The organism is Streptomyces hilarionis, assembly GCF_024539675.1.
Classification (GTDB): Bacteria; Actinomycetota; Actinomycetes; order Streptomycetales; family Streptomycetaceae; genus Streptomyces; species Streptomyces hilarionis.
On sequence record NZ_JAHHIT010000138.1, the window covers coordinates 1 to 24797 of the forward strand.

A 24797-nucleotide genomic window follows, 5' to 3' on the forward strand; every position below is an offset into this window, starting at 1 on the left:
GGGGGCTGGGGGGGGGCGGTGTGTCCGTGCGGCGGCGCTTCGGTGTCGCCGCACAGGCATGTCGGCAGCGGCGACGACCTTGACAGGCGAGGCGATCTGACGGACAGTCAGAAACCGTCCGGAAGGAGTGCGGCCGTGGACGACGACCTTCTCCACCTGCGGCTCAGGGCCTACGAGGGCCGTCCCGCCGCGGTCGCCGGCGTGGGCCGGGACCCCGTCAACGCGCCCATGATCAGGCACTGGTGCGAGGCGATGGGCGACGCCAACCCGGCGTACACCGGCCCTGACGCGATCGCACCGCCCACCATGCTCCAGGCGTGGATCATGGGCGGGCTGAGCGGCCACGAGAAACGGGCGCAGGCCTACGACGAACTGCTGTCCCTGCTCGACGGCGCGGGCTGCACCGCCGTCGTCGCCACCGACTGCGAGCAGGAGTACGCCCGTGCGCTGCGCCCCGGCGACGAGGTCGCGTTCGACACGGTGATCGAGTCGGTCTCGCGGCGCAAGACGACCAAGCTGGGCGCCGGGTACTTCGTGACGACGCGGACCGAGGTCCGGGTGGCCGGGACGCTCGTCGGCACCCATCGTTTCCGCATCCTCAAGTACGCGCCCGCCGCGTCGTCCAGGGAGCCCGAGCGCCCGCCGGCGGCGACCGCGGAGGCGACGACGGCGGCCACCGCGGTCTCCCACGCGGTGTCGGCGGTGACGGCGGTGACGGCGGTGAAGGAGGCCGGGCGGCCGGAGGCGCCGGCGCGTCGGCCGCGTCCCGTCGTCAACCGCGACAACGCCGGCTTCTGGGCGGGGGTGGGCGAGCACCGCTTCCTCATCCAGCGGTGCGCGGGCTGCGCCGCCCTGCGTTTCCCCTGGCTGCCCGGCTGCAACGGCTGCGGTTCGGCGGAGTGGGACACGGTCGAGGCGGGCGGCGAGGGCACGGTGTTCTCGTACGTCGTGATGCACCATCCGTCGTTTCCGGCGTTCTCCCCGCCCTACGCGGTGGGGCTGATCGAACTGGCCGAGGGCGTCCGGGTGATCAGCGACGTGGTCGACGTTCCCTACGACAAGGTGCGCATCGGGATGCCCGTGACGCTGGAGTTCCGGGTCTTCGACGACGAGCTGACGTTGCCCGTGTTCCGCGCGCGGGAGGGTGCCGCGTGAAGGCCGGCGACGAGCTGCCGCCGCTGGAGATCGCCGTCACCCGGACCCTGATCGTCGCCGGCGCCCTCGCCTCGCGCGACTACCAGGACGTCCACCACGACCCCGAGCTGGCCCGGGACAAGGGGTCCCCCGACATCTTCATGAACATCCTCACCACCAACGGCCTGGTCGGCCGCTACCTCACCGACTGCTTCGGGCCCACGGCGGTGCTCCGCAAGGTCGCGATCAGGCTGGGAGCGCCCAACTACCCGGGCGACACCATGGTGTTGAGGGGCCGCGTCGAGGAGGTCGACGGCGATACGGCCGTGGTGCGGGTGACCGGGGACAACGGTGTGGGCCGGCACGTCACGGGGACGGTCACGCTCACCCTGCCGCAGGGGGGCGGGGCGTGAGCGGGCGCGTGCGGGACGGCCTGGGCGGCCGGGCCGCGATCGTCGGGATCGGGGCCACGGAGTTCTCCAAGGACTCGGGGCGCAGCGAGCTGCGACTGGCGGCGGAGGCGGTGCGGGCGGCCGTGGCCGACGCCGGCCTCACGCCCGCCGACGTGGACGGCATGGTGACCTTCACGATGGACACCAGTCCGGAGATCACCGTGGCCCAGGCCTGCGGCATGGGCGAGCTGACGTTCTTCTCCCGGGTCCACTACGGCGGCGGCGCGGCCTGCGCGACCGTGCAGCAGGCGGCGCTCGCCGTGGCGACGGGCGCCGCCGAGGTCGTCGTCTGCTATCGCGCCTTCAACGAGCGCTCGGGCCGCCGGTTCGGGTCGGGCGTGCGGCACCGGGAGCCGTCGGCGGAGGGGGCGGCGCTCGGCTGGTCGCTGCCGTTCGGGCTGCTCACGCCCGCCTCCTGGGTGGCGATGGCGGCGCAGCGCTACCTGTACGCCCACGGGCTGAGCGCGGAGGAGGCCTTCGGGCCCGTCGCCGTCACGGCCCGGCGGCACGCGGCGACCAACCCGGCGGCGTACTTCCACGGCCGTCCGATCACCCTCGCCGACCACGCGGCCTCGCGCTGGATCGCCGAGCCGCTGCGACTGCTGGACTGCTGCCAGGAGACGGACGGCGGCCAGGCGCTGGTCGTCACCTCGCTGGAGCGGGCCCGCGACCTGCCGCGGCCGCCTGTCGTGGTCGCGGCGGCGGCCCAGGGCGCGGGCCGGGCCCAGGAGCAGATGACCAGCTTCTACCGGGACGACCTGACGGGGCTGCCGGAGTCGTCCGTGGTCGCCCGTCGGCTGTGGGACGGCTCGGGGCTGACGCCGGCCGACATCGACGTCGGCATCCTGTACGACCACTTCACCCCGTTCGTGCTGATGCAGCTGGAGGCGTTCGGCTTCTGCGCCCGCGGCGAGGCCGCCGCCTTCGTGGCGGAGGACCGGCTGGCGCTCAACACCCACGGCGGTCAGCTCGGGGAGGCGTACCTCCACGGGATGAACGGCATCGCCGAGGCCGTACGCCAGGTGCGCGGCACCGCCGTGAACCAGCTGCCCGGAGCCGCGCGGGCCCTGGTGACGGCGGGGACGGGAGTGCCGACGTCGGGCCTGGTCCTGACCTCGGACGGGTGAGCGTCGGGCCGACGCCCGGCGCACGCGCTCCGGTGGCGTCGGCCCTCAAGGGTCATCCCCCGGTACCAGGGACATCCCGCAGGAGGGGGGGACTTCTCGTCCACCTTCAGGAGGTGGGGCCCGCACCACCCCTACAACCTGAGACGGACCCGGCTTCGGGACCTGCGGGCGATCCGCGCGGCCAGGGGGCGAACCTAGCGTGGAGCCATGACCACCACCGTGTGCACCAGCGCTTCGAACGGCATGACGCGGCCTTCACCGTACCCGTCGTTCGCGTCGTACGTCAGGGCCCGGCAGCCGGTGCTGCTGCGCACCGCAAGGTCGCTCACCGCGAACCCGTGCGACGCGGAGGACCTGTTGCAGTCCGCGCTCACGAAGACGTACGTCGCGTGGGAGCGGATCGAGGACCACCGGGCCCTGGACGGCTACGTCCGCCGGGCGCTGCTGAACACGCGCACCTCGCAGTGGCGCAAGCGCAAGGTCGACGAGTTCATGTGCGAGGAGCTGCCGGAGCCGGATCCGGTCGGCGGCGACGACCCGGCCGAGCGGCAGGCGCTGCACGACGCCATGTGGCGGGCGATCATGAAGCTGCCCGCGCGGCAGCGGGCGATGGTCGTCCTGAGGTACTACGAGGATCTCAGCGAGGCGCAGACGGCCGACGTGCTCGACGTCTCGGTGGGCACGGTGAAGTCGGCGGTGTCGCGCGCCCTGGGCAAGCTCCGTGAGGACCCTGAGCTGGTGCTTGTTCGGTAGTGCGCCGACCCGGTGTGCCGACCTGGGCTCTGCCGTGACGTGATCGATCATCGTCAGCTAGTGACATACCGCGCGGTATGTGCGCAGAATCAGCGCAACCATCTACCACCGCGTTAGGCGATGTCGCCGCCCTGGGAGGACGCCGTGCTGAGCACCATGCAGGACGTACCGCTGCTCATCTCTAGGATCCTGACCCACGGGGCGAAGATCCACGGGACGTCGCAGGTGACCACGTGGACCGGCGAGGGCGAGCCGCGGCGCCGCTCCTTCGCCGAGATCGGCGACCGTGCGGCCCAGCTGGCACACGCCCTGCGCGACGACCTCGCAGTGACCGGCGACGACCGGGTCGCCACGCTCATGTGGAACAACGCCGAGCACGTCGAGGCCTACTTCGCGATCCCCTCCATGGGCGCGGTGCTGCACACCCTGAACCTGCGCCTGCCCCCGGAGCAGCTCGCCTGGATCATCGGCCACGCCGCCGACAAGGTCGTCCTCGTCGACGGATCCCTGCTGCCCCTCCTCGCGCCGCTGCTCCCGCACCTGCGGACGGTCGAGCACATCGTGGTGTCCGGGCCCGGCGACCGCTCCGTCCTCGACGGCGGCCACGCGCGCGTGCACGAGTACGAGGAACTCCTCGCGGACCGGCCGACGACGTACGACTGGCCCGAGCTCGACGAACGCTCGGCGGCCGCCATGTGCTACACCTCGGGCACCACGGGCGACCCCAAGGGCGTGGTCTACAGCCACCGGTCGATCTACCTGCACTCGATGCAGGTGAACATGACCCAGTCGATGGGCCTCACCGACGCGGACACCTCGCTCGTCGTCGTCCCGCAGTTCCACGTCAACGCCTGGGGCCTGCCGCACGCCACCTTCATGACCGGCGTCAACATGCTGATGCCGGACCGCTTCCTCCAGCCCGCGCCGCTCGCCGAGATGATCGAGAGCGAACGGCCGACCCACGCGGCGGCCGTCCCCACCATCTGGCAGGGCCTGCTCACGGAGCTCACCGCCAAGCCGCGGGACGTCTCCACGCTCACCCAGGTCACCATCGGCGGCGCGGCCTGTCCGCCCTCCCTGATGGCCGCCTTCGACGAGCTGGGCATGCGCGTCTGCCACGCCTGGGGCATGACCGAGACCTCGCCGCTCGGCACCGTCGCCCGCCCGCCGGCCCACGCGATCGGCACCGACGAGGAGTTCGCCTACCGCATCACCCAGGGCCGCTTCCCGGCCGCCGTCGAGGGCCGTCTCACCGGCCGCGACGGCGAACTCCTGCCCTGGGACGGGGAGTCCGCCGGCGAGCTGGAGGTGCGCGGCATGTGGATCGCGGGCGCCTACTACAACGGCCCCGACGCCGAACCCCTGCGCCCCGCCGACAAGTTCAGCGAGGACGGCTGGCTGAAGACGGGCGACGTCGGCACCATCTCCCCCGACGGCTTCCTCACGCTCACCGACCGCGCCAAGGACGTCATCAAGTCGGGCGGCGAGTGGATCTCGTCGGTCGAGCTCGAGAACGCGCTGATGGCCCACCCCGACGTCATGGAGGCCGCGGTCGTGGCCGTGCCGGACGAGAAGTGGGGCGAGCGCCCGCTGGCCACGGTCGTCCTCAAGGAGGGGTCCACCGCCGACTTCGCGTCGCTGCGCGCCTTCCTCGCCGCCGAGGGCGGGATCGCCAGGTGGCAGCTCCCCGAGCGCTGGACGATCGTCGAGGCCGTCCCGAAGACGAGCGTGGGCAAGTTCGACAAGAAGGTGCTGCGCAGGCGCTACGCGGAGGGCGAGCTGGACGTCACGCGGCTCTGACCGCGCCACGGCCACGCCGGCGCGCGGCGACCTGCCTGCGGGGCGCGCCGGAGAGTTCGTGCGAGGGGGAGATCGTGCGCCGGGGCGGCCGTCCCGGGGCGGCCGTCACGCGGCGGCCGCCCCGGGGACGGACGCCCGCGCGTAGGGCGGACGCCTGCTCAGGGCGTGGGCGGCCGCCCGGCGGACCAGCCGTACCGGCGGCGCCCCCGCACCCGTGCCCTCAGGCCTGTCCCCGCCGGGCGGCCCGGCGCCGTCCGGCCGTCGTGGTCCAGCCCAGGGCCAGCCACGCGCCCGCCACCGCGACGACCCCGCCCCAGCCGACGCGGGTGTAGGCGAGGCCGGCCAGGGCCGAGGCGGTGGCGCCGCCCGCGAACCCCGCGACGACGTAGGCGCTGTTGGCGGTCGCCGGTGCGGAGGTGGTCGTCAGGGCGAGGGTCTGGTTGGCGACGTGGGACGCGACGAGCGCGGCGTGGATCACGATCGCGGCCGCGAACAGCGCCGCCAGCACGTGCCCGCCCAGCCAGAACAGCGGGACCGAGACGGCGGCGAGCAGGTAGGCGCCGCGCACCGTCTTCGCCGCGCCGAAGCGGTCGACCAGTCCGCCCGCCAGGGGGGCGACGACGCTCGCGGAGAGCCCGAAGAGGCCGAAGAGACCCGCGGTCGCGGTCGACATCCCGTACGAGCCGTCCGTCAGCAGCAGCGCGAGCGAGGTCCACAGCGCGCTCCAGGCGCCGTACATGCCGGCCTGCCGCACGCAGGCCCGCCACAGCTCGGGCGAGCGCCGCACCAGACCCGGCATCGCGGTGAGACCGGTGAAGAGGTGACCCTCGTGGGCGCGCCGCTCCTCGGCGGGGAGCGCGGCCGCGGTCAGCAGTCCGAGGACCGTGGTGAGGACGGCCGCGCCGACGAAGACCGTCCGCCAGCCGAAGGCCTGTCCGGCGAGCCCGCCGAGCACACGGGCCGCGACGATGCCGGTGAACAGTCCGGCGATGACGGCGGCCACGTGCCGGGCCCGCCGGTCGGCCGGGGCCCGGGCGGCGACGAGCGGGACCAGGAGCTGCGGCACGACCGTGGCGGCGGAGGCGACGAGCACGGCGGCGGCGAGGGCCGTGGCGCCGCCCGCCGCCGCTCCGGCGATCAGCGCCACGGCCGTGACCAGCGAGAGGACGGCGACCAGCCGCCGCCGGTTCACCCGGTCGCCGAGCGGGGCGAAGAACAGCAGGCCGGCCGCGTAGCCGAACTGGGCGACCGAGGCGATCCAGGCCACCGCCGAGGGCGTCGAGCCGAAGTCGCGGGCGATGAGGGGGAGCAGCGGCGCCGCGAGATAGATGTTGGCGGCCGTGACGGCGGTGCACAGGGCGATCAGGACCAGGAGGAGGTTCCCGCTCCGCCGGCCGGTGGCCGGGTCCGGGGTGCGCCGACGCGGGGCGGCGGCGGCCGGGGTGCGGGGGGCGGCAGACGGCGTGCGGGTGGCTGCGGACGACATGGGGGAGGCGCTCCTTCGAGACGACTCGGGCAACCAACCAGTTGGTTGGAACGGCAGGTGCAACAGTCTGGAGGGGGCGTCGATTCCCTGTCAACCAACTAGTTGGTTACGTACCTCGCTACGATGTCCCCATGGCAACCACCAGGGATCCCGAGGCCACCCGGGCCCGGATCTTCGACGCCGCCGTCGCGGAGTTCGCCCGCCACGGCATCGCGGGCGCGCGCATCGACCGCATCGCCGCCGAGGCGAAGGCGAACAAGCAGCTGATCTACGCCTACTTCGGCAACAAGGCCCAGCTGTTCTCCCTGGTCCTGGGGCACAGCATGGTCCACCTCGCCGCGGCCGTCCCCGTCGACCCGGACGACATCGAGGGCTGGCTCGACCGGCTGATGGACTACCACGCCGCCCACCCCGAACTGCTGCGTCTCCTCTACTGGGAGGGCATCGAGTACGGCACCGCGGAGCTGCCCGACGAGGAGGAGCGCAGGCAGCACTACGCGCTCAAGGTCGGCGCGATGCAGGACGGCCAGGACCGGGGCGTGATCACCGACGCGATCCCGGCCCGCGACCTGCTCTTCCTGCTGATCGCGATCGCCAACTGGACCACGGTCGTCCCGCAGATGAGCCGCATCCTGGCCGGCGGCGAGGACACCGACCGCGACCGACTGCGCTCCTCCATCAAGGAGGCGGCCCGCAGGATCATCGCGACCTGAGACGCACACGACGGCCTCGGCCGGCCGGTCGGTCGGTCGAATCGATCGGTCGGCCGGTCAGCCGGCCGGTAGGTCGGTCAGTTGGCCGGCAAGCCGGTCAGTTGGTGCCGATGCGGGCCAGCAGGTCCACGATCCTGCCCTGCACCTCGGGGCTCGTCGACCGCTCGGCGAGGAAGAGGACCGTCTCCCCCGACGCGAGCCGCGGCAGGTCCGCCTGGTCGACGGCCGCCGTGTAGACGACCAGCGGGGTGCGGTTGAGCTGTCCGTTCGCCCGCAGCCAGTCCAGGATCCCGGACTGCCGTCGATGCACCTGCATCAGGTCCATCACCACCAGGTTCGGCCGCAGGTGCCCGGCGAGCGTGACGGCGTCCGCGTCACTGGCCGCCCGCGCCACCTGCATCCCGCGCCGCTCCAGCGTCGAGGTCAGCGCGAGGGCGATCTCGGCGTGCTCCTCGATCAGCAGCACCCGCGGCGGATGCTGCTCGCTGTCCCGCGGCGCGAGCGCCTTCAGCAGGACGGCGGGGTCGGCGCCGTAGGCCGCCTCCCGCGTCGCCTGCCCGAGACCGGCCGTGACCAGCACCGGCACCTCGGCGGCGACGGCGGCCGCGCGCAGCGACTGAAGCGCGGTGCGGGTGATCGGCCCGGTCAGCGGGTCCACGAACAGCGCCGCCGGGAACGCGGCGATCTGCGCGTCGACCTCCTCGCGCGAGTGCACGATCACGGGACGGTAGCCGCGGTCGCTGAGCGCCTGCTGCGTGTGGACGTCCGGCGCGGGCCACACCAGCAGCCGGCGCGGGTTGTCCAGCGGCTCCGGCGGCAGCTCGTCGTCCATCGGCTGCGGTCGCGGCGGATCCGCCACCTCGACGGCCCCGCCGGGACCGTCCAGCGGCTCCGGCCCCTCGGCGGCGTTCTCGTCCGGTGCTCCTATGGCGTACGACCGTCCGGCGCCGTCGGTGCCCGAGCCGGGCGCGAGCCGCGACTGCCCCGCGAGCGAGGGGTGGGCCTGCGGCGCGGGGACGGATCCCGTGGGCACGGCGGGCCGGCCCGCCGCGGGGACCGGCGGGGCCCCTGCGGCCTGTACTGCCTGCGGCGGCAGGGGCTGCTCGGCCGACGGGTGCGGCCGGGCCGTGTGCTCCGGGCGGGGCGTCTGCTCCGGGCGGGTCGCCGGGTCGGGCGGGGTCCCCAGCTTGCGACGACGCCCGGAACCGCCCGGTGCGTGCGGAGCGGGCGTGGCCGACGGCGACGGCGCGTGGAGCCCCGGGTGGGACTGGTGCGCCGGGTGGGCCTGCTGCACCTGCGCGGCCTGCCGGGTGAACGGCACGCCCTGGCCCAGGGTCCGCACGCTGATCGCGCGCCCCTGGGTGGAGTTGGGGTCCATGGCCGGCGGGGCCGCGGCCTCGGCGGGCAGGGGCTGCGCGGCACGCGGCTGTCCGACGGCGGCCTCGGGCGGAAGCGGGGTGCCGCCGCCCGGGGTCGGCGTGAGCGGCGCGGCCGGTGCGGGGGCGGCGGCGTTCGGCGATGCCGGAGCGCCCGGCACGGCCCCCGGAGCGGCCTCGGCCGGGAGCGGCTGCCCGAGCCCGGGCCCACCGGGCGCGGCCTGGGCCGCGGCGGGCTGCCCGGGCGACGGCTGCTGACCCGGGACCCCCACGGGGACGGGAACGGGCTGCCCGTGCGCCTGGCCCTGGACCGGGGTCTGCCCGGCCGCCGGAGCCTGGGCCTGGGCCTGGGCCTGTGCCTGAGCCGGTGCGTGCGGCTGGGCCTGCCCCGGGACGGCCGCCCGGGCCACCATGGGCCCGGCCTGTCCGGCCTGTCCCGCCTGCCCGGAGGTGCCGACGGCATCGGCGGCTTCGACGGCTTCGGCGGGGGGCTGGGCGACGGCGCGCCGACGACGGCCCGTGGGCGCGCTCGTGGGGTGCGGCTGGGGCGGGGTGTGGTCGCCGGACTGGTCGTGCGCGACGGCGTCGTGCCGACCGCGGTCCGTCGCGGTGTCGCCGGCGACGCCGTGCACCGCCGCCGGAACCGCTGTCTGGAGCGGAGCTCCCGCCTGCGCCGGAATCGGAGCCTGCGCGGGAACGGGCGCGGGGCCGGGGGCCTGCGGCGGAAGCGGAGCCTGGGCCGGAATCGGCGACTGCGCCTGGGCCCCGGGCTGCGCCGGAACGGGGGACTGCGCCGGCACGTGCACCGCACCGGGTCCGGCGACCCCGCCCGCCGCGGACGCCGCTCCGGCACCCTGCGCGGGAAGGGGACCCGTGCCCGCGGGCGGCACCGGCACCGGTCCCACGGCCCGTGCCCCGTCGCCCGTGCTCGTGCCACCGGACGCCTGAAGACGGTCGGGACTGCCGGGGCCGCCGGGATTGCCGGGATTGCCGGGACCGTCCGGCGTCCGGTCCGCCGCCGCGGGCGGCAGGGCGAACACCGCGCGGGGGCCCGCCTCCTGGGCGGCGGCGCGCTCGTTCGCGGCGGCCAGCGCACGCCGACGGCGCCCCGTGGGCTGCCCGCTCTCCGCTTCCGACTCCGTCTCGGCGGCCGGGTCGGCCATGCCCTGGGGGTGCGCCGGCGCGAGCGCGGGCAGGGCCGGCGGCAGGGCGTTCTGCTGGTGCTGCTCGTCCGGAGCGGGCCGGGCCCGGCGTCCGCCCGGAGCCGGGACGCCCTGCGGCGGGACGGTGCCGCCGAGTCCCGTGCCCGAGGCGGCGGTTCCGGCCGCGTGCTCGGCCGCGGTGACGACGGCGCCCTCGCTCACCCCGGCGTCGGGTCCCGCGTCCCCCACCACGGCGACCTCGGCGGACCGCCCGCGCCGCCGTCCGGTGCCGCCGGAACCGTCCGCGCCGTCCGCGCCGTCGGGTTCGGCCACCGCGGGCGGGAGTTCGCCCGGGAGTTCCTCGGCGGCGGGACCGCGCCTGCGGCGGCGTCCGGTCGGAGCCGACGCGTCCGCGTCCGGGCCGCCGTCCGCGCCCGAGGGCGGGGCCTCGCCCTCCAGGAACGCGTCCACGGAGGACCGGCGGGCCCGCCGGCGTCCACCGACGCCCTGGTCGCCCGGGACACCCTGGGCGCCGTCGTCCGCACCCGCTCCGGGAGCGGCGGCGAGGGCGGGCAGCGCCATGGCCGCCGGGGCCGCGACGGCTCCGGCCCCGCCGCCCAACGGCACCTCCAGCACATAGGCGCTGCCGCTCATGCCCGGCACCTCGTGCGTCTGCAACACCCCGCCGTGCGCCCGCACGATGCCCCGCACGATCGGCTCGTGCACGGGGTCGCCGCCGGCGTACGGCCCGCGCACCTCGATGCGCACGACCTCGCCGCGCTGGGCGGCCGCCACCACGACGGTGTTGTCCATGTAACCGCCCGCCGAGACGGGCGCGTTCCCGGTGGCGTCCACGCCCGCGACGTCGGCCACGAGGTGCGCGAGCGCGGTGGCGAGCAGCCGCGCGTCGACCTCGGCCTCGATGGGCGGCGCGTGCACGGCGAACTGGACCCGCCCGGGCCCGATGAGATCGACCGCTCCGTCGACGCCCGCCGCGACGACGGCGTCCAGCATCACCTTCGTCCGGACGACGGCCTCCGCGCCCGTGTCCAGCCGCTGGTACCCGAGGACGTTGTCGATGAGCGTGGTGATCCGGGAGTAGCCGGCCGACAGGTGGTGCAGCACCTGGTTGGCCTCGGGCCACAGCTGGCCGGCGTCGTCCGCGGCGAGCGCGGCCAGCTCGCGGCGCAGTTCGTCCAGCGGGCCGCGCAGGGAGCCGCCCAGCAGGGTGAGCAGCTGCTCGTGCCGGCCGGCGAGCGCCTCGTACCGGTCCTTCTCCCGTTCGCCCAGCGAGGCGTAGCGCTCCTCGCCCGCCGCGAGCTCCTCCTCGTGCCGCTCGCGCAGCTCCTCCAGCTCGGTGACGTGCTGCTGGCGCAGCGCCGTGAGGTCGGAGGCGTGCTCCTCGGAGAGCTTCTCCAGCTCCGCCGCGTGCCGCTTCTCGACGGAGTCCTTCTCCTCGGCGAGCGCGTCGAAGGGCCGCCGGTCGGTGAAGGTCATGACGGCGCCGACGAGCTGATCGCCGTCCCGCACCGGCGCGGTCGTCAGGTCGACCGCGACCCGGTCCCCGCTCTTGGACCACAGCACCTGTCCGCGCACCCGGTGCTTGCGCCCGGAGCGCAGGGTGTCGGCGAGCGGCGACTCGTCGTACGCGAAGGGCGAGCCGTCGGCGCGCGAGTGCAGCACCAGGTCGTGCAGCTCCTTGCCGCCGAGGTCGCTGGCCCGGTACCCGAGGATCTGCGCGGCGGCCGGGTTGACGAGCACGATCCGCCCGTCGGTGTCGGTGCCGACGACGCCCTCGGACGCGGCCCGCAGGATCATCTCGGTCTGCCGCTGCGAGCGCGCCAGCTCGGCCTCGGTGTCGACGGTGCCGGAGAGGTCGCGCACGACGAGCATCAGCAGTTCGTCGGAGGCGGAGGTGTAGCCGTAACCGTCGTAGGCCTGCTGGCCGTTCTCGAGGTTGGCGCTGGTGACCTCGACGGGGAACTCGGTGCCGTCGGTGCGGCGGGCGACCATCCGGGTCGGCTTGGTCCGGCCGCGCGGGTCCATGTGGTCGGGCCGGCGCATCGAGCCCGGGATCAGCTTGGAGTCGAACTGCGGAAGCAGATCGAGCAGGCCGCGCCCCACCAGCGCCGTGCCCGGCGTCTCGAACGCCTCGAGCGCGATGGTGTTCGCGTTGACGACCGTCCCGTTGGCGTTGACCAGCAACAACGCGTCGGGAAGCGCGTCGAGTATGGCTGCGAGGCGAGCAGCGCCTCGGGATGGCCTGCTGCTCACGAGTCGCTTCCTCCCTGTTACCGCACTTTGCCGACCGCTCGGGCCATCTTGCCAACCGGTCCGCAGCGTGTCACGCGAGGGAGTCTAAGGGCTGGGCTCCCTCCGCCGACGCCGGATGAGAGGGAGCTCGCACGACGAAGCGCCACAGAACGTGTGTCCGCACCCCCGCCCACCCCTCCCCACCGGCCCTGTCGCCCGCCGGCCTGCCGCGGAGCCCGCCCGGCGCCCGCTCCCGGCGGGCCCACGACTTCGCGGGACCTTCGCCCGACCTTTACGGAACGGGTGCTTCCGCCCCGTCCGTCGCCGAGGCCCGCCGGGCGCGAGGCCCCGGGCCGCGGCTCGGCCGCCGTACCGCGGCCGGATCAGCGGCCCACCGGACGCAGATCGGGCAGCAGCGGCACGAGCCGGTCCCACCGCTCGATCTCACAGCCGTCGCTGCGGTCGTACACGGCGTCGACCGGCCGTCCGGCCCAGCGTCCGGTGACGTGCGCGGTGGCCGGCCCGCCGTACCGCATGGTGCAGACGCCGTCGTCGGGCACGGGCGCGAAGACGTCCCGTCCCCACCGGGCGTCCCGGTCCAGGGCGTCGCACGCGCCCGCCGGGTCGGGGTGACTTCCGCCGTCCGGGTGGCAGTACACCTCGAAGGTCCCGTCCGCGCGCGCACCGGCGTGCCGGACGGTGACGGTGAGATGGTCCCCGGAGACCTGGTCCTCGTCCCGCACGGGCGGAGGCGCGAGGGTGGGAAGCGCGTCGTCGACGAGCGGCGTGACGGCGGTGAGCGCGTCGGCCGTCCCGGCGTACGCGGCGCCGGGGCCCGCGCCGGAGGCGGCGATCACGACGGCGCAGGCGGCGGAGACGCTGACGGCGAGCCGTCGGAGCGGGGTGACCTGGGGCATGACCGTACTAACGGCTCACCGCCGACGACGTTGCGCCCGGACAACGCCTTTGCCCTGTGACCGGGGTGCCTAGTACCGTGGAGGCCGATTGGTGACACGACGCTCGACTGTGTCATCATCTGCACGCACCACTCGCACGCACGCGAGCGGTTGTGCTGGAGGCGTCGCCTAGTCCGGTCTATGGCGCCGCACTGCTAATGCGGTTTGGGGTTTACGCCCCATCGAGGGTTCAAATCCCTCCGCCTCCGCTCGAACACCGAAGCCCCGGTCCCACCGACCGGGGCTTCTTCGTTCCCCCACCCGTCGCACCGCTCCGGCCCGACCCGGCCTGCGGAACCCCTCTGAAGAGAGTTTCCGCAGGTCACAAGGGGTATGGCTAACGGATTTCACATGACGGCGGCAGTCATGTAATGTTCTTCCTGTCGCCGCGAGCGGGCCGGAAGGGCCGGGAGCGAAGACAGAAAAACCGAATAACAAGCACTCGTAGCTTAACGGATAGAGCATCTGACTACGGATCAGAAGGTTGCAGGTTCGAATCCTGCCGAGTGCACACAGAGCGAAGGCCCCGGATCACTCCGGGGCCTTCGTCGTTTTGCGGGTGCACGGACCGGGCCCGGGTGGGCGCGGCTCGAGGGGTGGGCCGGTCTATTGCCGGTGGCGGCGGGTCGGTTGTCTGGGGGGCAGGGTCAGGGTGATCTGGCGGACGAGTTGCTGGAAGCAGGCGAGGGACGCGAGGGCGGGGAGGACGGCGCCGGCGATTCCGGTGAAGGTCTTGTCCGCCTGTGCCACGCACAGCATCATCGCGACGGAGGAGAAGAGCAGAACGATGAACCAGGAATGCACGGCCCTGCGTTGATGCAGGGCGGTGCGCAGGATGGACAGCGAGGCCACCATCCACGGGCCGTACACGAGCAGGGGCCAGGACGGGACGGTGCCGGCCTCCGATCCGGACGTGATGTTCTGTAGGGGCCGGTAGGCGACCATGCCGCCGAAGACGCTGACCATCGCGACGATCACGGAGACGAGGGCGACGAGGGCGAAGCTGCCGGTCTGCAACCACCTGAGCCGGGCTTTGCGCCCCTCCAGTTTGCGATGCCCGCTGGAGGAGCGTCGGGGACGCGGCAACTGGACGGCCAGGGTCTCCAGCGGGTCGCCGAAGTCGGCGCCGGGCGGGGACTCCCTGCGAAAGGACGGCACCCTGGCAGGCTGCTCCGCCGGGACGGCTTCCTGGAGGAGATGGGCGAGTTCCTCGACCGGGTCCCAGCCGCCCGTCTCGGGCGCGGTCAGGGGGACCCCCGGGTGGGCGCCGTCGTCAGGCCCCCCGATCCAGCCGGTCGGCGTCCCGTAGGAATACCCGTCGGAGTACCACTCGTGCGGCCCGGACGACGGATTCACGTAGTTGTGGCTCATGGCGTTTCTTTCCGTTACGCACAGGTCGCGTGACGGTCGGATGCATCCTGGCCGTTCCACCGGGAGTTCAATTCTCGCTGGATTTCCTCCAGCAGGGTGAGGAATTCACGCAGCAGCGTCTCGGTGATGCGGTGTTCGACCCCCGTGCCGTTCGCCTCGGCGGTCCCTCGTGGCGTGATCGGCGAGTGGGCCGCGCCGGACGGCCAGGCGCTTTTCCGCACTGACGGATCATGGTCCGCAGCCACATGGCCCGGCCTTGCGTTGCGTTGCGGCAGGCCGGGGGACGTTGCGTGTGTCATATCCCGCTAACGCCGCTCCGTCTCCCCCGGGTGCGCGAGCGGATGAGTGATCGAGACCCCGGTACGAGTGAACCTTCCTTGATCAAGTAATACCTGACTCACTTAGCACTTCCTGAGCCGAAAGGTTTCTTCTGTATTCGGTGCGGCGGTACATACGATTCGCTGCCGATAAGGTTTGTCCCGTGCATCCGGCCGGGATTTTCCGCGGTGTCCGGTGGCGTGATCGAGAGGGCGGGCTCGCGTCAGGCGTCCGACTCCGGGTTCCAGTGCTCGGGGCCGGCGCCGCGCCAGTCGATCCAGGGCGCGGTGGCTATGTCCGACGGGTCGACCTCCAGTCCGGCGCGGCGGAGGAACTCCGCGACGTCGGCGGCGTTGTGGGCCAGCCCGAGCGTCTCGCCGTCCACGCGGACGCGCCGGCCGCCGGTGGGAGCGGGGGGAAGCACGGTCACGCGGCTCGGTCCGGACATGTCTTCAGGGTCGTCCGAGGTGTGCGGTCCCGCACTGCGGGGGGTCATCCGGTCAGCCGTCCGCGCTTGTTCGCCGCCGGGCTTCGCGGGTGCCGCAGATCCCACCACGCCGCGGGGCTCGGGCGTCGTTGCTGCCAGTAGGGGTGAAAGAACACCTGCGCGGACAGCCGTTGCAGGCGCCGCCGCAGCTCGGTGCGACCGGGGCGGGCGGCGAGCTGCCGGTAGGTGGCGCTCCACTCCTGCTGTGCTCGGACGAGGTCGTCGGGGAACCGTCGCATGACGAAATTCAATCATGTGTTCGATTTACTGCGCCACACGGGACGCGCCGGCGCCTCGGCGTGGCGTCAGAGGAGGCCCAGGTCGCCGAGTTCCTTGTGCAGGTCCGCGCGGGGGGAGTCGACGGGGGGCGTGGTCTCGCCGCGGCTGCTGCGGCCGGGGCGGCGGCCGGAGCGGCCGGAGCGGCCGGAGTGGCGGTCGCGGAGGAGCCATGCTCCGAGCAGTCCGCCGGCCAGGCCGCCGAGGTGGCCGAGCCAGCTCACCCCCGGCGTCCCCGGCACGGCCACGGTGAGCAGATAGGCGAACGACGCGGCCATGACGACGCCGATCAGCGTGTCGATCAGCCGGCGGTCGAAGAGGCCGCGGACCACGACGTAGCCGAAGTACCCGAAGACCAGACCGCTCGCGCCGACCGTGTCCGCCCCGCCCTGTTCGAGGAACCAGACGGTCAGGCCGCTGGAGAGGACGACGAGCAGCGTCAGCGCCATGAAGCGGGCGACCCCCCGGTACGCGGCGAGGAAGCCGAAGACGAACAGCGGCCCGGAGTTGCTCTCGATGTGCGCCCAGTTCCAGTGGAGGAAGGGCGCGGTGAGCACGTGCGGCAGGGCGCCGGCGTCGCCGGACACCACCCCGAACTCCCGTGACAGGGCGTAGCCGTCGGCGTAGTTGGCGACCTGCACCAGCCATACGGCCGCCAGCAGGCCGAACATCACGAAGAACGCCTTGCGCGCCTCCGCGACCAGCTCCGATTCGCTCATGACGGCTCCCCTCCCCGCGGACCCCTCCGCATCGTCGCGAACTCTACGGAGTGGCGCCCGGGCCGTCGCCGCACGACCGGCGACGAGGCGGCCCGCGCTCACGGATCCCGGCGGTCGCGGAGTTCCTCGCGGTAGGCGTTGACCAGCGCCGTCGCGCGGGTGAACCAGTCCGTCAGGACGGCGGTCTCCTCGGGGGAGTAGTCGGCGAAGAGGCTGTCGAGGCGGGCGTAGTGCGGCTCGTACAGGGCGTGGACCCGGGCCACGGCCGACGGCACGGCGGCCACCCGGACCCGTCGGCGGTCTTGGGGGTCGGGGCGGCGGGTGACGTAGCCGGCGCGTTCCAGACGGTTGAGGATGCCGGTCACCGCGCCGGTCGTGACATGGACGCGGTTCGCGAGATCGCCGGCGGTGAGGAGGTCGTCGCCGGCCTGGATGACGTAGCCGAGGCAGGTCAGGTCGGTGACGTTCAGGCCCAGGCGCTGGGCCATCTCCTGCTGGCCGACCATGCTCGCCGCGATGAGGTCGTCCATCGCCGCGAGGGCCTGCTGGGGGGTCGCGGCGGGGCGGGGGGACGGCGGTGGCTCGGGTGTCATCGCGGGGGTCTGGTTCCTCTCCTGCACGCTGCCTGCCCGGCCCGGACTCCGGCCGGGCCTGTGCGCCCATCCTCCCCCCAACGTGCGTCCGGCCTCTTCCCCCGCGGCGTCCGGCCCCTCCCGCGCCCAGGTCCGGCCCTCTCCCCTTGTCGCCCGGCCCCGTTTGTCTTACCTTGTAAGAGGTTTTGTTTCATAACTTCTTAGGTGGTGAGGGATCGGTGGCCGGTCATCTGTTCGACGCGTACGACGAGGGACACACCGTCGCGGGCTGGACCGGGGTCGCCGTCGCGACCGCCGGGACGTCCCTCGTGGGCGTCGGGGTCTGCGCCGTCTCCGGGCCCCTGCTGCTCGCCGGGGGCGTCGTCGTGGTGGTGAGCGCGCTGGTCACCTGGGTGCTGCACCTCACCGGGTGGGGCAAGCCGCCCGGCGTGCGGCCCCCGTCGGAGTGGGGCATGCGGGTGCGCGACGCGGGGGCCCGGGACGGTCATCCCGGATGCCTCGGGTGCCGGCTCGCGGGGCGGGGGCGCCCTGCCCCGGCCGCGTTGTCGGTGGCAGCGCCTACGGTTGCGGGCGATGGCACAGGAGTGGAAGTGCTCGGGGCTGCGATGGTCGGCGCAGGGCCCCGTGCTGACGTGGGACGGGGGGCGTCGTAGCCCGTTGTCCTGGGGGAAGCGGGTCTCCTTCGAGGTGGCGGCGGGGGGCGTGCGCAGGTGCGTGGGCGCTCGCGGGCATCCGTGTCCGCTGCGGGCGGCCGTCTCCGCGAGGAGCACGGGGGCCAGGTGCGAGGAGTGCGCGCGGCTGGACCGGGCGCACTCCGTCGCGGCGGACGGGATCGCCGACGACCCCCGTCCCTACCACGTGTACCTCGCCTGGTTCGGCCCCGGACTGGTCAAGGTGGGGATCACGGCGGTCGAGCGTGGGTCGGCTCGGCTGCTGGAACAGGGCGCCGTCTGTTTCACCTGGCTCGGCGCCGGTCCGCTGATGGCCGCCCGCCGCACCGAGGAACTGCTGCGGGCCGCGCTGCGGGTGCCGGACCGGATCCCGTACGCCGTGAAGCGCGCGGTGCGGGCCGCGTTGCCGGCGACGGAGGAGGAACGGGCGGGCGAGATCGGGGAGGTGTACGCGAAGGCCGTCCGACTGGGCGGCTGGCCCGACTCGTTGACCCCCGAGCCCTTCCGTTCGGTGGACCACGTGCGCGCGTTCGGGCTGACGGACGCGCCCACCGCGCACGGCGAGGTGCGCGAGCTCGTGGCCGGAGGGTCGCTGAGCGGGGAACTGGTGGCGGCGGCCGGCCCCGATCTGCATCTGGCCGCCCCGGACGGCGTGGTCGTCCTCGACACCCGGCTGATGCGGGGGTGGGAGCTGGTTCCTGCGGCGAGCGGTGAAGTCGCCCTTCCTGTGCGGCGCTTCGAGGCGCCCCCGGACCACCGGCAGGACGGCCTGTTCTGATCCCGGCGCGCAACTCCGGCCGGAGTCGCGCGCCGGAGTGCTGGGGACCGGGCAGGAGGTTCCCAGGTGTCGCCTGAGAGGCGCCTGTGCGTTTCTCAGGGAAATCACAGATGGGTGAAAGAGTGCTCTCAGGGGCCCCCGACAGGGTGTTCACCATGACCACGACCTCGCCCCAGGGGCGCACCGAACTGCTGAGGCCGGACGGGAGCCCCGTCCGAGTGCTTGTGGTGGACGACGAGATGTCGATCACCGAACTGCTGTCCATGGCCCTGCGCTACGAGGGATGGCAGATCCGCAGCGCCGGGGACGGCACGGGAGCCCTCCAGACGGCCCGTGAGTTCCGGCCCGACGCCGTCGTCCTCGACATGATGCTGCCGGACATGGACGGGCTGACCGTCCTCGGGCGGCTGCGCCGCGAGCTGCCGGACGTTCCGGTGCTGTTCCTGACGGCCAAGGACGCCGTGGAGGACCGCATCGCCGGTCTGACCGCCGGCGGCGACGACTACGTCACCAAGCCGTTCAGCCTGGAGGAGGTCGTGGCGCGGCTGCGCGGACTGATCCGCCGCTCCGGCGCCGCCGACCGGCGTTCCGACTCCGTGCTCGTCGTCGGGGACCTCACCCTCGACGAGGACAGCCACGAGGTCTCGCGGGCCGGCGACCACATCCATCTGACGGCCACCGAGTTCGAGCTGCTGCGCTTCCTGATGCGCAACCCGCGGCGCGTGCTCTCCAAGGCGCAGATCCTGGACCGGGTGTGGTCCTACGACTTCGGCGGTCAGGCCAACGTCGTCGAGCTGTACATCTCCTACCTGCGGCGCAAGATAGACGCCGGCCGTGAGCCGATGATCCATACCCGCCGCGGAGCCGGTTACCTGATCAAGCCCGCCGTGTCATGAGCGGACGACGACGACCGCGTCCGCAGAAGCGACGAGCGGGTAAGCCGCGCACCCTTCGGACGCGACTCGTCGTCGTGTCCGTGACCCTGATCGCCGTGGTCTGCGCGCTGATCGGCACGGTGACCACCCTGGTGCTGCGCGATCACCTCTACGGGCAGTTGGACGACTCCGTGCGCGAGGCCGCGATGCGCGTCTCCGGCGGACCGGCCGGGGGACCCGGCGGCCGGGACGGCTCCGTCGGCTCCGGCGCCACCCCGCCCGTGCAGAAGACGTACGGCATCGACGAGTTCGTCACCCACGGTCCCGGGCCGCAGAAGGCCCTCGCGGCCACGGTCGTCAACGGCTCGATCACCGCGGCCAAGGTCGGCGACAAGACGAAGAACGCCGCGGGGTACTCGGACATGAACCCCGAGCCGCTCACGGAGTCGCAGATCAGGGCGCTCGGCTCGGTCGCCCAGGACCAGCGCCGGCACACCGTCGAGATCCCCGGCCTCGGCGCCTACCGGGTCCAGTACATCCACGGCAACAACGGCGACTTCTACGTGGGCATCCCGACGTCCGAGGTCGACGGCACCATCAGCACCCTGATCCTCGTCGAGGTCAGCCTGACCGTGGCCGGGCTCGTCGCCGCCACCCTCGCGGGCACCGTGATGGTCGGCGTCGCCACCCGCCCCCTGCGCAAGGTGGCGGCCACCGCCACCCGCGTCTCCGAACTCCCCCTGCACACCGGCGAGGTCAACCTCAGCGAGCGGGTGCCGCAGACGGAGACCGATCCGCACACCGAGGTCGGACAGGTCGGCGCGGCGCTGAACCGGATGCTGAACCACGTCCACGGCGCGCTCCACGCCCGTCAGGAGAGCGAGACGCGCGTCCGGCAGTTCGTCGCGGACGCCAGCCACGAGCTCCGCACCCCGCTCGCCTCCATCCGCGGGTACGCCGAGCTGACCCGGCGCGGACGCGAGGAGGTCGGACCGGACACCAGGCACGCGCTCGGCCGCATCGAGTCCGAGGCCGGCCGCATGACGCTGCTCGTCGAGGACCTGCTGCTGCTGGCCCGGCTCGACGCGGGCCGCCCGTTGCAGTTCGAGCAGACCGATCTCGCCCCGCTGGTCGTCGACACCGTCAGCGACGCCCGGGCCGCCGGACGCGAACACGTCTGGCGGCTCGAACTGCCCGACGAGCCCGCCCTGGTCTCGGCCGACTCGGCACGGCTGCAACAGGTGCTCGTCAACCTGCTGGCCAACGCCCGGACGCACACCCCGCCCGGCACCACGGTCACCGCCCGCGTGCAGCGGCGCGGACCGTGGCTGTGTGTGGACGTCGAGGACGACGGTCAGGGCATCCCGCCGGACCTGCTCCCGCATGTCTTCGAACGGTTCGCGCGCGGCGACTCCTCGCGCTCCCGCGCCTCCGGCTCGACCGGCCTGGGCCTCGCCATCGTGCAGGCCGTGGCGGCCGCGCACGGCGGCGCGGTGACCGTCGACAGCGTGCCCGGGCACACCGTGTTCACCGTGCACCTGCCCGCGCTCGGCCCGGCCGAGCCCCAGCCCGCCGCCGGGGCGAACTGGCAGTCCGACCCGCACGACGAGCACTCACAGGCCGAGCACAGTGCCACCACATGGGTGCGACAGGGCGCCTGACGAGAGTCGACGACATGCGAACCGACTCTTCTCCCGGCACCCTGCCGGCGCGGGAGCACCTCCCGGCCGCCACCGCCGGTACGCCTGTCCTGGACGTAGTGATCCCCGTCTACAACGAGGAGAAGGACCTCCAGCCCTGTGTCCGAAGACTGCACGACCATCTGACGCGCACGTTCCCGTACTCCTTCCGCATCACGATCGCGGACAACGCGTCCACCGACGCCACGCCCTCGGTGGCGCGCCGGCTGGAGGCGCGGATCCCGCAGGTGAGGAACGTCCGGCTGGAGCAGAAGGGCCGCGGCCGAGCGCTGCGGACCGTCTGGTCCGCCTCGGACGCCCCGATCCTCGCGTACATGGACGTGGACCTGTCCACCGACCTCAACGCCCTGCTGCCGCTGGTCGCGCCGCTGATCTCCGGTCACTCCGACCTGGCGATCGGCTCGCGGCTGGCCCGCGACTCCCGGGTGGTGCGCGGCACGAAGCGGGAGTTCATCAGCCGCGCCTACAACCTGATCCTGCGCGGCTCGCTACAGGCCCGCTTCTCCGACGCGCAGTGCGGGTTCAAGGCGATCCGGCGCGACGTCGCCCGGGTTCTGCTCCCCCTGGTGGAAGACACCGGCTGGTTCTTCGACACTGAGATGCTGGTGCTCGCCGAACGCGCCGGTCTCCGTATCCACGAGGTGCCGGTCGACTGGGTCGACGACCCGGACTCCACGGTGCACATCGTGAAGACGGCGACCGACGACCTGAAAGGGGTGTGGCGCGTGGGCAAGGCCCTGGCCACCGGTTCGCTGTCCCTCGACCGGCTCCGCCGTCCCTTCGGCGACGACCCGCGCGACCGCGACATCGAGGACGTGCCCAAGGGCCTGGCCCGTCAGCTGGTCGGGTTCTGCGTCGTCGGCGGTCTGTCCACCCTCTTCTACCTCCTGCTCTACAGCGGCTTCCGGCAGTTCAGCGGCTCGCAGATCGCCAACGCGCTCGCCCTGCTGGTCTCCGCGGTCGCCAACACCGCCGCCAACCGGCGGCTGACCTTCGGGGTGCGCGGCCGCGGCGGGGCCGTCAAGCACCAGGCACAGGGGCTGGTCGTCTTCGGCATCGGCCTCGCGCTGACCAGCGGCTCGCTCGTCGCGCTGAACGCCGCGACCTCCGAGCCCGCGCACGCCACCGAGCTGGCGGTGCTCGTCGCGGCCAACCTCGCCGCCACGGTGCTGCGCTTCCTGCTCTTCCGGGTGTGGGTCTTCTCCGACCGGCGCGAGGGGGACGACCCGACGACGACCGGGGCCCCCGCCTCCTCCACGGCCGTCGACTCCTCCACGGGCGCCGACCCCTCGACGTCCGCCGACCCCTCGACGTCCGCTCGGACCGGCGCCCCCTTCATGCCGCAGCCGCAGCCGCAGCCGCAGCCGCAGCCGCAGCCAAACGCGCGACCGTTGCAGCCGGTACGCCCCCACGACACCGACCGGGGGGACGTCCGATGACCACCCATCTCGACCAGCCGACGGCGTGGGGCCCGCCCCCCACCGCGGCCCCACAGGAACCGGCTGTCCCGGGCCCCGGCGCGGGCCTGCCCGAGCGGCCCCTCGCCCACCGGCTCCTGCACGGCCGGCCCGAGGACCCGCGCTGGGCCCGCCCCGCCTTCCTCGGCCTGCTGACGGCCACGCTGCTGCTCTACCTGTACGACCTGAGCGCGTCGGGATACGCGAACTCCTTCTACTCCGCGGCGGTCCAGGCCGGCAGCCAGTCCTGGAAGGCCTTCTTCTTCGGCTCGCTGGACGCGGGCAACGCCATCACCGTCGACAAGCCCCCGGCCGCGCTGTGGCCGATGGCGCTGTCGGTCCGGGTCTTCGGCCTGAGCTCCTGGGCGATCCTGGCTCCCGAGGCACTGATGGGCGTGGGCACGGTCGCCGTGGTGTACGCCTCCGTACGCCGCCGGTTCAGCCCCGCGGCCGGTCTGATCGCGGGCGCCGTGCTCGCCCTGACCCCCGTCGCCGCGCTGATGTTCCGGTTCAACAACCCGGACGCGATGCTGGCCCTGCTCATGGCCGTGGCCTGCTACTTCACGGCCCGTGCGGTGGAGGACGGCCGGACGCGGTGGCTGGTGTGGGCCGGCGTCGCGATCGGTTTCGCGTTCCTCGCCAAGACGCTCCAGGCCTTCCTCATCCTGCCGCCGCTGGCGATCGTGTACGCGGTGTGCGCCCCGGTGGGCCTGAGGAAGCGGCTCGGCCAGCTGGCCGTCGCGACCGGCGCGCTCGTCGTGTCGGGCGGCTGGTGGGTGGCGATCGTCGAACTGTGGCCGGCCTCCTCCCGCCCGTACATCGGCGGTTCGCAGAACAACTCCTTCCTGGAGCTGACCTTCGGCTACAACGGCCTCGGCCGCCTGAACGGCGAGGAGACCGGAAGCGTCGGCGGGGGCGGCGGCGGGGGCGGCACCGGCCAGTGGGGCGAGACCGGCTGGAACCGGATGTTCAACTCCGAGATCGGCGGCCAGATCTCCTGGCTGCTGCCGGCCGCGCTGATCCTCCTGGCCGCCGGTCTGGTGGCCACCCGGAAACGGAAGCGGACGTCGGCCACCCGGGGTCTGTTCCTGGTGTGGGGCGGCTCGCTGCTGATCACCGCGGTCGTGTTCAGCTACATGGCGGGCATCTTCCACCAGTACTACACGGTGGCCCTCGCTCCCTATCTGGCGGCCGTGACCGGCATGGGCGCCGGGATCCTCTGGGAGAGGCGGTCCGAGGTCCGGGCCTCGATCACCCTCGCGGCCTCGGTCGTGGCGGCGGCGTCCTGGTCGTACGTCCTGCTCGAGCGCACCCCCGACTACCTGCCCTGGATGAGGTGGCTGGTCCTGGTCGGCGGCCTGACGGCCGCGCTCGGCCTGACCTTCGCGGGCCGGATCGACCGCCGGCTCGCCCTCGCCGCGGCCTGTGCGGGCCTGGTGGCCGCGCTGGCCGGTCCGACGGCGTACACCGTCAGCACCGTGCGCCAGGGCCACACCGGCTCCATCGTGACGGCCGGCCCGGCCGGCGCGAGCATGATGGGCGGCGGCCCGGGAGGCGGCGGTGGCCGCGGCGGCTTCGGCGGCGGCCCCGGCGCCCGGAACCAGGGTCAGAACCAGAACCAGGGCCAGGGCCAGGGCCAGGTTCCGCAGGGCGGCGGTGCGGGCGGCCTTCCCGGCGGGGGCCTGCCGGGCCAGGGCCGGAACCAGCAGAACGGCCTGCCGGGCGCCGGAACCGGTGACGGCGGCGGCATGGGCGGCGGGGGCGGGGTCGGCGGTCTGCTGAACGGCGCCTCCGTCGGGGCCGAGGCCAGGAAGCTGCTGGAAGCCGGCTCCGGGACGTACACCTGGGCGGCTGCCGCGATCGGCGCGCAGAACGCCGCGAGCTACCAACTCGCCACGGGCGAAGCCGTGATGGCGATCGGCGGCTTCAACGGGACCGACCCGTCCCCGACGCTGGCGCAGTTCGAGCAGTACGTGGCCGACGGCCGGATCCACTACTTCATCGCCAGTGGCTCGGGCGGCGGCGGCATGGCCGGCGGCAGTTCCGGGACCTCCTCGCAGATCACCGCCTGGGTCGAGGCCAACTTCGAGAAGGTGACGGTCGGTTCGGCGACCTTCTACGACCTGACGCAGAAGGCGGGGACGAGCGGCTGACCGTTCGGTGAGCCGGTGAGCCGGTGAGCCGGTGAGCGAGTGGGTCGGGGAGGGCGGTGGCGGCGGGCCACCGCCCTTCCGCCTGTCCGGCCTCCGGTCCGGGCGCCCGCGAGGAAAGTCGTTGTACGGCGTATGGGGAGTCTTCTACGGTGTACGACATGACAGAGTCCCCGTCCCCGTCTCCCTCTCCAGACCTCTCCCCACCCC

21 protein-coding genes and 2 tRNA genes are annotated in these 24797 nt (G+C 73.6%); 14 read left to right on the forward strand and 9 right to left on the reverse strand.

From position 1 onward, the window contains the following. Positions 1-135 precede the first annotated feature (135 nt). The 5 genes from KMS84_RS28830 to KMS84_RS28850 all read left to right on the forward strand — a co-directional run bounded on the left by KMS84_RS28830 (position 136) and on the right by KMS84_RS28850 (position 5266). Complete coding sequence (locus KMS84_RS28830) at positions 136-1155, forward strand: bifunctional MaoC family dehydratase N-terminal/OB-fold nucleic acid binding domain-containing protein (protein WP_256919397.1); 1020 nt, start codon at positions 136-138, stop codon at positions 1153-1155. Next, positions 1152-1547, forward strand: coding sequence for a MaoC family dehydratase (locus tag KMS84_RS28835; RefSeq protein WP_256919398.1), 396 nt, complete (start codon positions 1152-1154; stop codon positions 1545-1547). Before KMS84_RS28830 ends, KMS84_RS28835 begins: the two co-directional genes overlap by 4 nt. Next, complete coding sequence (locus KMS84_RS28840) at positions 1544-2713, forward strand: lipid-transfer protein (RefSeq protein WP_256919399.1); 1170 nt, start codon at positions 1544-1546, stop codon at positions 2711-2713. Before KMS84_RS28835 ends, KMS84_RS28840 begins: the two co-directional genes overlap by 4 nt. Before the next feature lie 207 nt (positions 2714-2920). Continuing rightward, positions 2921-3466: a SigE family RNA polymerase sigma factor gene (locus tag KMS84_RS28845; RefSeq protein ID WP_256919400.1), complete on the forward strand. Its 546-nt coding sequence runs from the start codon at positions 2921-2923 to the stop codon at positions 3464-3466. 120 nt (positions 3467-3586) lie between these two features. Continuing rightward, the gene (locus KMS84_RS28850) at positions 3587-5266 is read left to right on the forward strand and encodes a long-chain fatty acid--CoA ligase (RefSeq protein ID WP_256919401.1); all 1680 of its coding nucleotides are present in this window, start codon (positions 3587-3589) and stop codon (positions 5264-5266) included. A gap of 220 nt (positions 5267-5486) precedes the next feature. Here the strand turns inward: KMS84_RS28850 and KMS84_RS28855 are convergent, their stop codons facing one another. Next, positions 5487-6752: an MFS transporter gene (locus tag KMS84_RS28855; protein WP_256919402.1), complete on the reverse strand. Its 1266-nt coding sequence runs from the start codon at positions 6750-6752 to the stop codon at positions 5487-5489. A gap of 131 nt (positions 6753-6883) precedes the next feature. Here KMS84_RS28855 and KMS84_RS28860 point away from each other — a divergent pair, with 131 nt between their 5' ends. Beyond that, positions 6884-7465, forward strand: coding sequence for a TetR/AcrR family transcriptional regulator (locus tag KMS84_RS28860; RefSeq protein WP_256919403.1), 582 nt, complete (start codon positions 6884-6886; stop codon positions 7463-7465). Positions 7466-7562: 97 nt separating this feature from the next. Here KMS84_RS28860 and KMS84_RS28865 read toward each other — a convergent pair whose 3' ends face one another. After that, positions 7563-12257 carry a PAS domain-containing protein gene (locus KMS84_RS28865; RefSeq protein WP_256919404.1) on the reverse strand — a complete coding sequence of 1565 codons (4695 nt, stop codon included), beginning with the start codon at positions 12255-12257 and terminating at the stop codon, positions 7563-7565. Between the two features lie 362 nt (positions 12258-12619). Beyond that, positions 12620-13153 (reverse strand): SSI family serine proteinase inhibitor, encoded by a 534-nt coding sequence (locus KMS84_RS28870; RefSeq protein WP_256919405.1) that lies wholly within the window; start codon positions 13151-13153, stop codon positions 12620-12622. A 157-nt stretch (positions 13154-13310) separates the two neighbouring features. Between KMS84_RS28870 and KMS84_RS28875 the strand changes: the two genes are divergently transcribed. Beyond that, positions 13311-13401, forward strand: a tRNA-Ser gene (locus KMS84_RS28875). 229 nt (positions 13402-13630) lie between these two features. Beyond that, positions 13631-13703, forward strand: a tRNA-Arg gene (locus KMS84_RS28880). 95 nt (positions 13704-13798) lie between these two features. Here the strand turns inward: KMS84_RS28880 and KMS84_RS28885 are convergent. The 6 genes from KMS84_RS28885 to KMS84_RS28910 all read right to left on the reverse strand — a co-directional run bounded on the left by KMS84_RS28885 (position 13799) and on the right by KMS84_RS28910 (position 16956). Continuing rightward, complete coding sequence (locus tag KMS84_RS28885; RefSeq protein ID WP_256919406.1) at positions 13799-14563, reverse strand: DUF2637 domain-containing protein; 765 nt, start codon at positions 14561-14563, stop codon at positions 13799-13801. Between the two features lie 14 nt (positions 14564-14577). Continuing rightward, positions 14578-14784: a hypothetical protein gene (locus KMS84_RS28890; RefSeq protein WP_256919407.1), complete on the reverse strand. Its 207-nt coding sequence runs from the start codon at positions 14782-14784 to the stop codon at positions 14578-14580. Positions 14785-15104: 320 nt separating this feature from the next. After that, positions 15105-15329 carry a ubiquitin-like domain-containing protein gene (locus KMS84_RS28895; protein ID WP_256919408.1) on the reverse strand — a complete coding sequence of 75 codons (225 nt, stop codon included), beginning with the start codon at positions 15327-15329 and terminating at the stop codon, positions 15105-15107. A gap of 44 nt (positions 15330-15373) precedes the next feature. After that, positions 15374-15607 (reverse strand): DUF8825 domain-containing protein, encoded by a 234-nt coding sequence (locus KMS84_RS28900; RefSeq protein WP_256919409.1) that lies wholly within the window; start codon positions 15605-15607, stop codon positions 15374-15376. 66 nt (positions 15608-15673) lie between these two features. Further along, entirely contained in the window at positions 15674-16363 is a 690-nt protein-coding gene (locus KMS84_RS28905) for a rhomboid family intramembrane serine protease (protein WP_256919410.1), read from the reverse strand. Between the two features lie 98 nt (positions 16364-16461). After that, positions 16462-16956, reverse strand: a complete 495-nt coding sequence (locus KMS84_RS28910) for a MarR family transcriptional regulator (protein ID WP_256919411.1) — start codon at positions 16954-16956, stop codon at positions 16462-16464. Positions 16957-17174: 218 nt separating this feature from the next. Here KMS84_RS28910 and KMS84_RS28915 point away from each other — a divergent pair, with 218 nt between their 5' ends. The 6 genes from KMS84_RS28915 (at position 17175) to KMS84_RS28940 (ending at position 24590) form a co-directional block, all read left to right on the forward strand. Continuing rightward, a complete protein-coding gene (locus KMS84_RS28915; RefSeq protein ID WP_256919412.1) occupies positions 17175-17609 on the forward strand; it encodes an HGxxPAAW family protein in 435 nt (144 codons plus the stop codon). Beyond that, entirely contained in the window at positions 17530-18405 is an 876-nt protein-coding gene (locus KMS84_RS28920) for a DUF2797 domain-containing protein (protein WP_256919413.1), read from the forward strand. The genes KMS84_RS28915 and KMS84_RS28920 overlap by 80 nt, the downstream gene beginning before the upstream one ends. A 155-nt stretch (positions 18406-18560) precedes the next feature. Then, positions 18561-19301, forward strand: a complete 741-nt coding sequence (locus KMS84_RS28925) for a response regulator transcription factor (protein WP_256919414.1) — start codon at positions 18561-18563, stop codon at positions 19299-19301. Beyond that, a complete protein-coding gene (locus KMS84_RS28930) occupies positions 19298-20941 on the forward strand; it encodes a sensor histidine kinase (protein ID WP_256919418.1) in 1644 nt (547 codons plus the stop codon). The genes KMS84_RS28925 and KMS84_RS28930 overlap by 4 nt, the downstream gene beginning before the upstream one ends. 14 nt (positions 20942-20955) lie before the next feature. Then, positions 20956-22419: a bifunctional glycosyltransferase family 2/GtrA family protein gene (locus KMS84_RS28935; RefSeq protein WP_256919419.1), complete on the forward strand. Its 1464-nt coding sequence runs from the start codon at positions 20956-20958 to the stop codon at positions 22417-22419. After that, on the forward strand, positions 22416-24590 hold the full coding sequence (locus KMS84_RS28940; RefSeq protein WP_256919420.1) for an ArnT family glycosyltransferase: 2175 nt from the start codon (positions 22416-22418) through the stop codon (positions 24588-24590). The genes KMS84_RS28935 and KMS84_RS28940 overlap by 4 nt, the downstream gene beginning before the upstream one ends. Positions 24591-24797 lie beyond the last annotated feature (207 nt).

Bases quoted from the DNA above. Each gene is read 5' to 3' on its own strand.
- KMS84_RS28845 (WP_256919400.1), top strand. From the start codon at position 2,921: ATGACCACCACCGTGTGCACCAGCGCTTCGAACGGCATGACGCGGCCT.
- KMS84_RS28850 (WP_256919401.1), top strand. From the start codon at position 3,587: ATGTCGCCGCCCTGGGAGGACGCCGTGCTGAGCACCATGCAGGACGTA.
- KMS84_RS28855 (WP_256919402.1), bottom strand. From the start codon at position 6,752: ATGTCGTCCGCAGCCACCCGCACGCCGTCTGCCGCCCCCCGCACCCCG.
- KMS84_RS28860 (WP_256919403.1), top strand. From the start codon at position 6,884: ATGGCAACCACCAGGGATCCCGAGGCCACCCGGGCCCGGATCTTCGAC.
- KMS84_RS28870 (WP_256919405.1), bottom strand. From the start codon at position 13,153: ATGCCCCAGGTCACCCCGCTCCGACGGCTCGCCGTCAGCGTCTCCGCC.
- KMS84_RS28885 (WP_256919406.1), bottom strand. From the start codon at position 14,563: ATGAGCCACAACTACGTGAATCCGTCGTCCGGGCCGCACGAGTGGTAC.
- KMS84_RS28895 (WP_256919408.1), bottom strand. From the start codon at position 15,329: ATGTCCGGACCGAGCCGCGTGACCGTGCTTCCCCCCGCTCCCACCGGC.
- KMS84_RS28900 (WP_256919409.1), bottom strand. From the start codon at position 15,607: ATGCGACGGTTCCCCGACGACCTCGTCCGAGCACAGCAGGAGTGGAGC.
- KMS84_RS28905 (WP_256919410.1), bottom strand. From the start codon at position 16,363: ATGAGCGAATCGGAGCTGGTCGCGGAGGCGCGCAAGGCGTTCTTCGTG.
- KMS84_RS28910 (WP_256919411.1), bottom strand. From the start codon at position 16,956: ATGACACCCGAGCCACCGCCGTCCCCCCGCCCCGCCGCGACCCCCCAG.
- KMS84_RS28920 (WP_256919413.1), top strand. From the start codon at position 17,530: ATGGCACAGGAGTGGAAGTGCTCGGGGCTGCGATGGTCGGCGCAGGGC.
- KMS84_RS28925 (WP_256919414.1), top strand. From the start codon at position 18,561: ATGACCACGACCTCGCCCCAGGGGCGCACCGAACTGCTGAGGCCGGAC.
- KMS84_RS28930 (WP_256919418.1), top strand. From the start codon at position 19,298: ATGAGCGGACGACGACGACCGCGTCCGCAGAAGCGACGAGCGGGTAAG.
- KMS84_RS28935 (WP_256919419.1), top strand. From the start codon at position 20,956: ATGCGAACCGACTCTTCTCCCGGCACCCTGCCGGCGCGGGAGCACCTC.
- KMS84_RS28940 (WP_256919420.1), top strand. From the start codon at position 22,416: ATGACCACCCATCTCGACCAGCCGACGGCGTGGGGCCCGCCCCCCACC.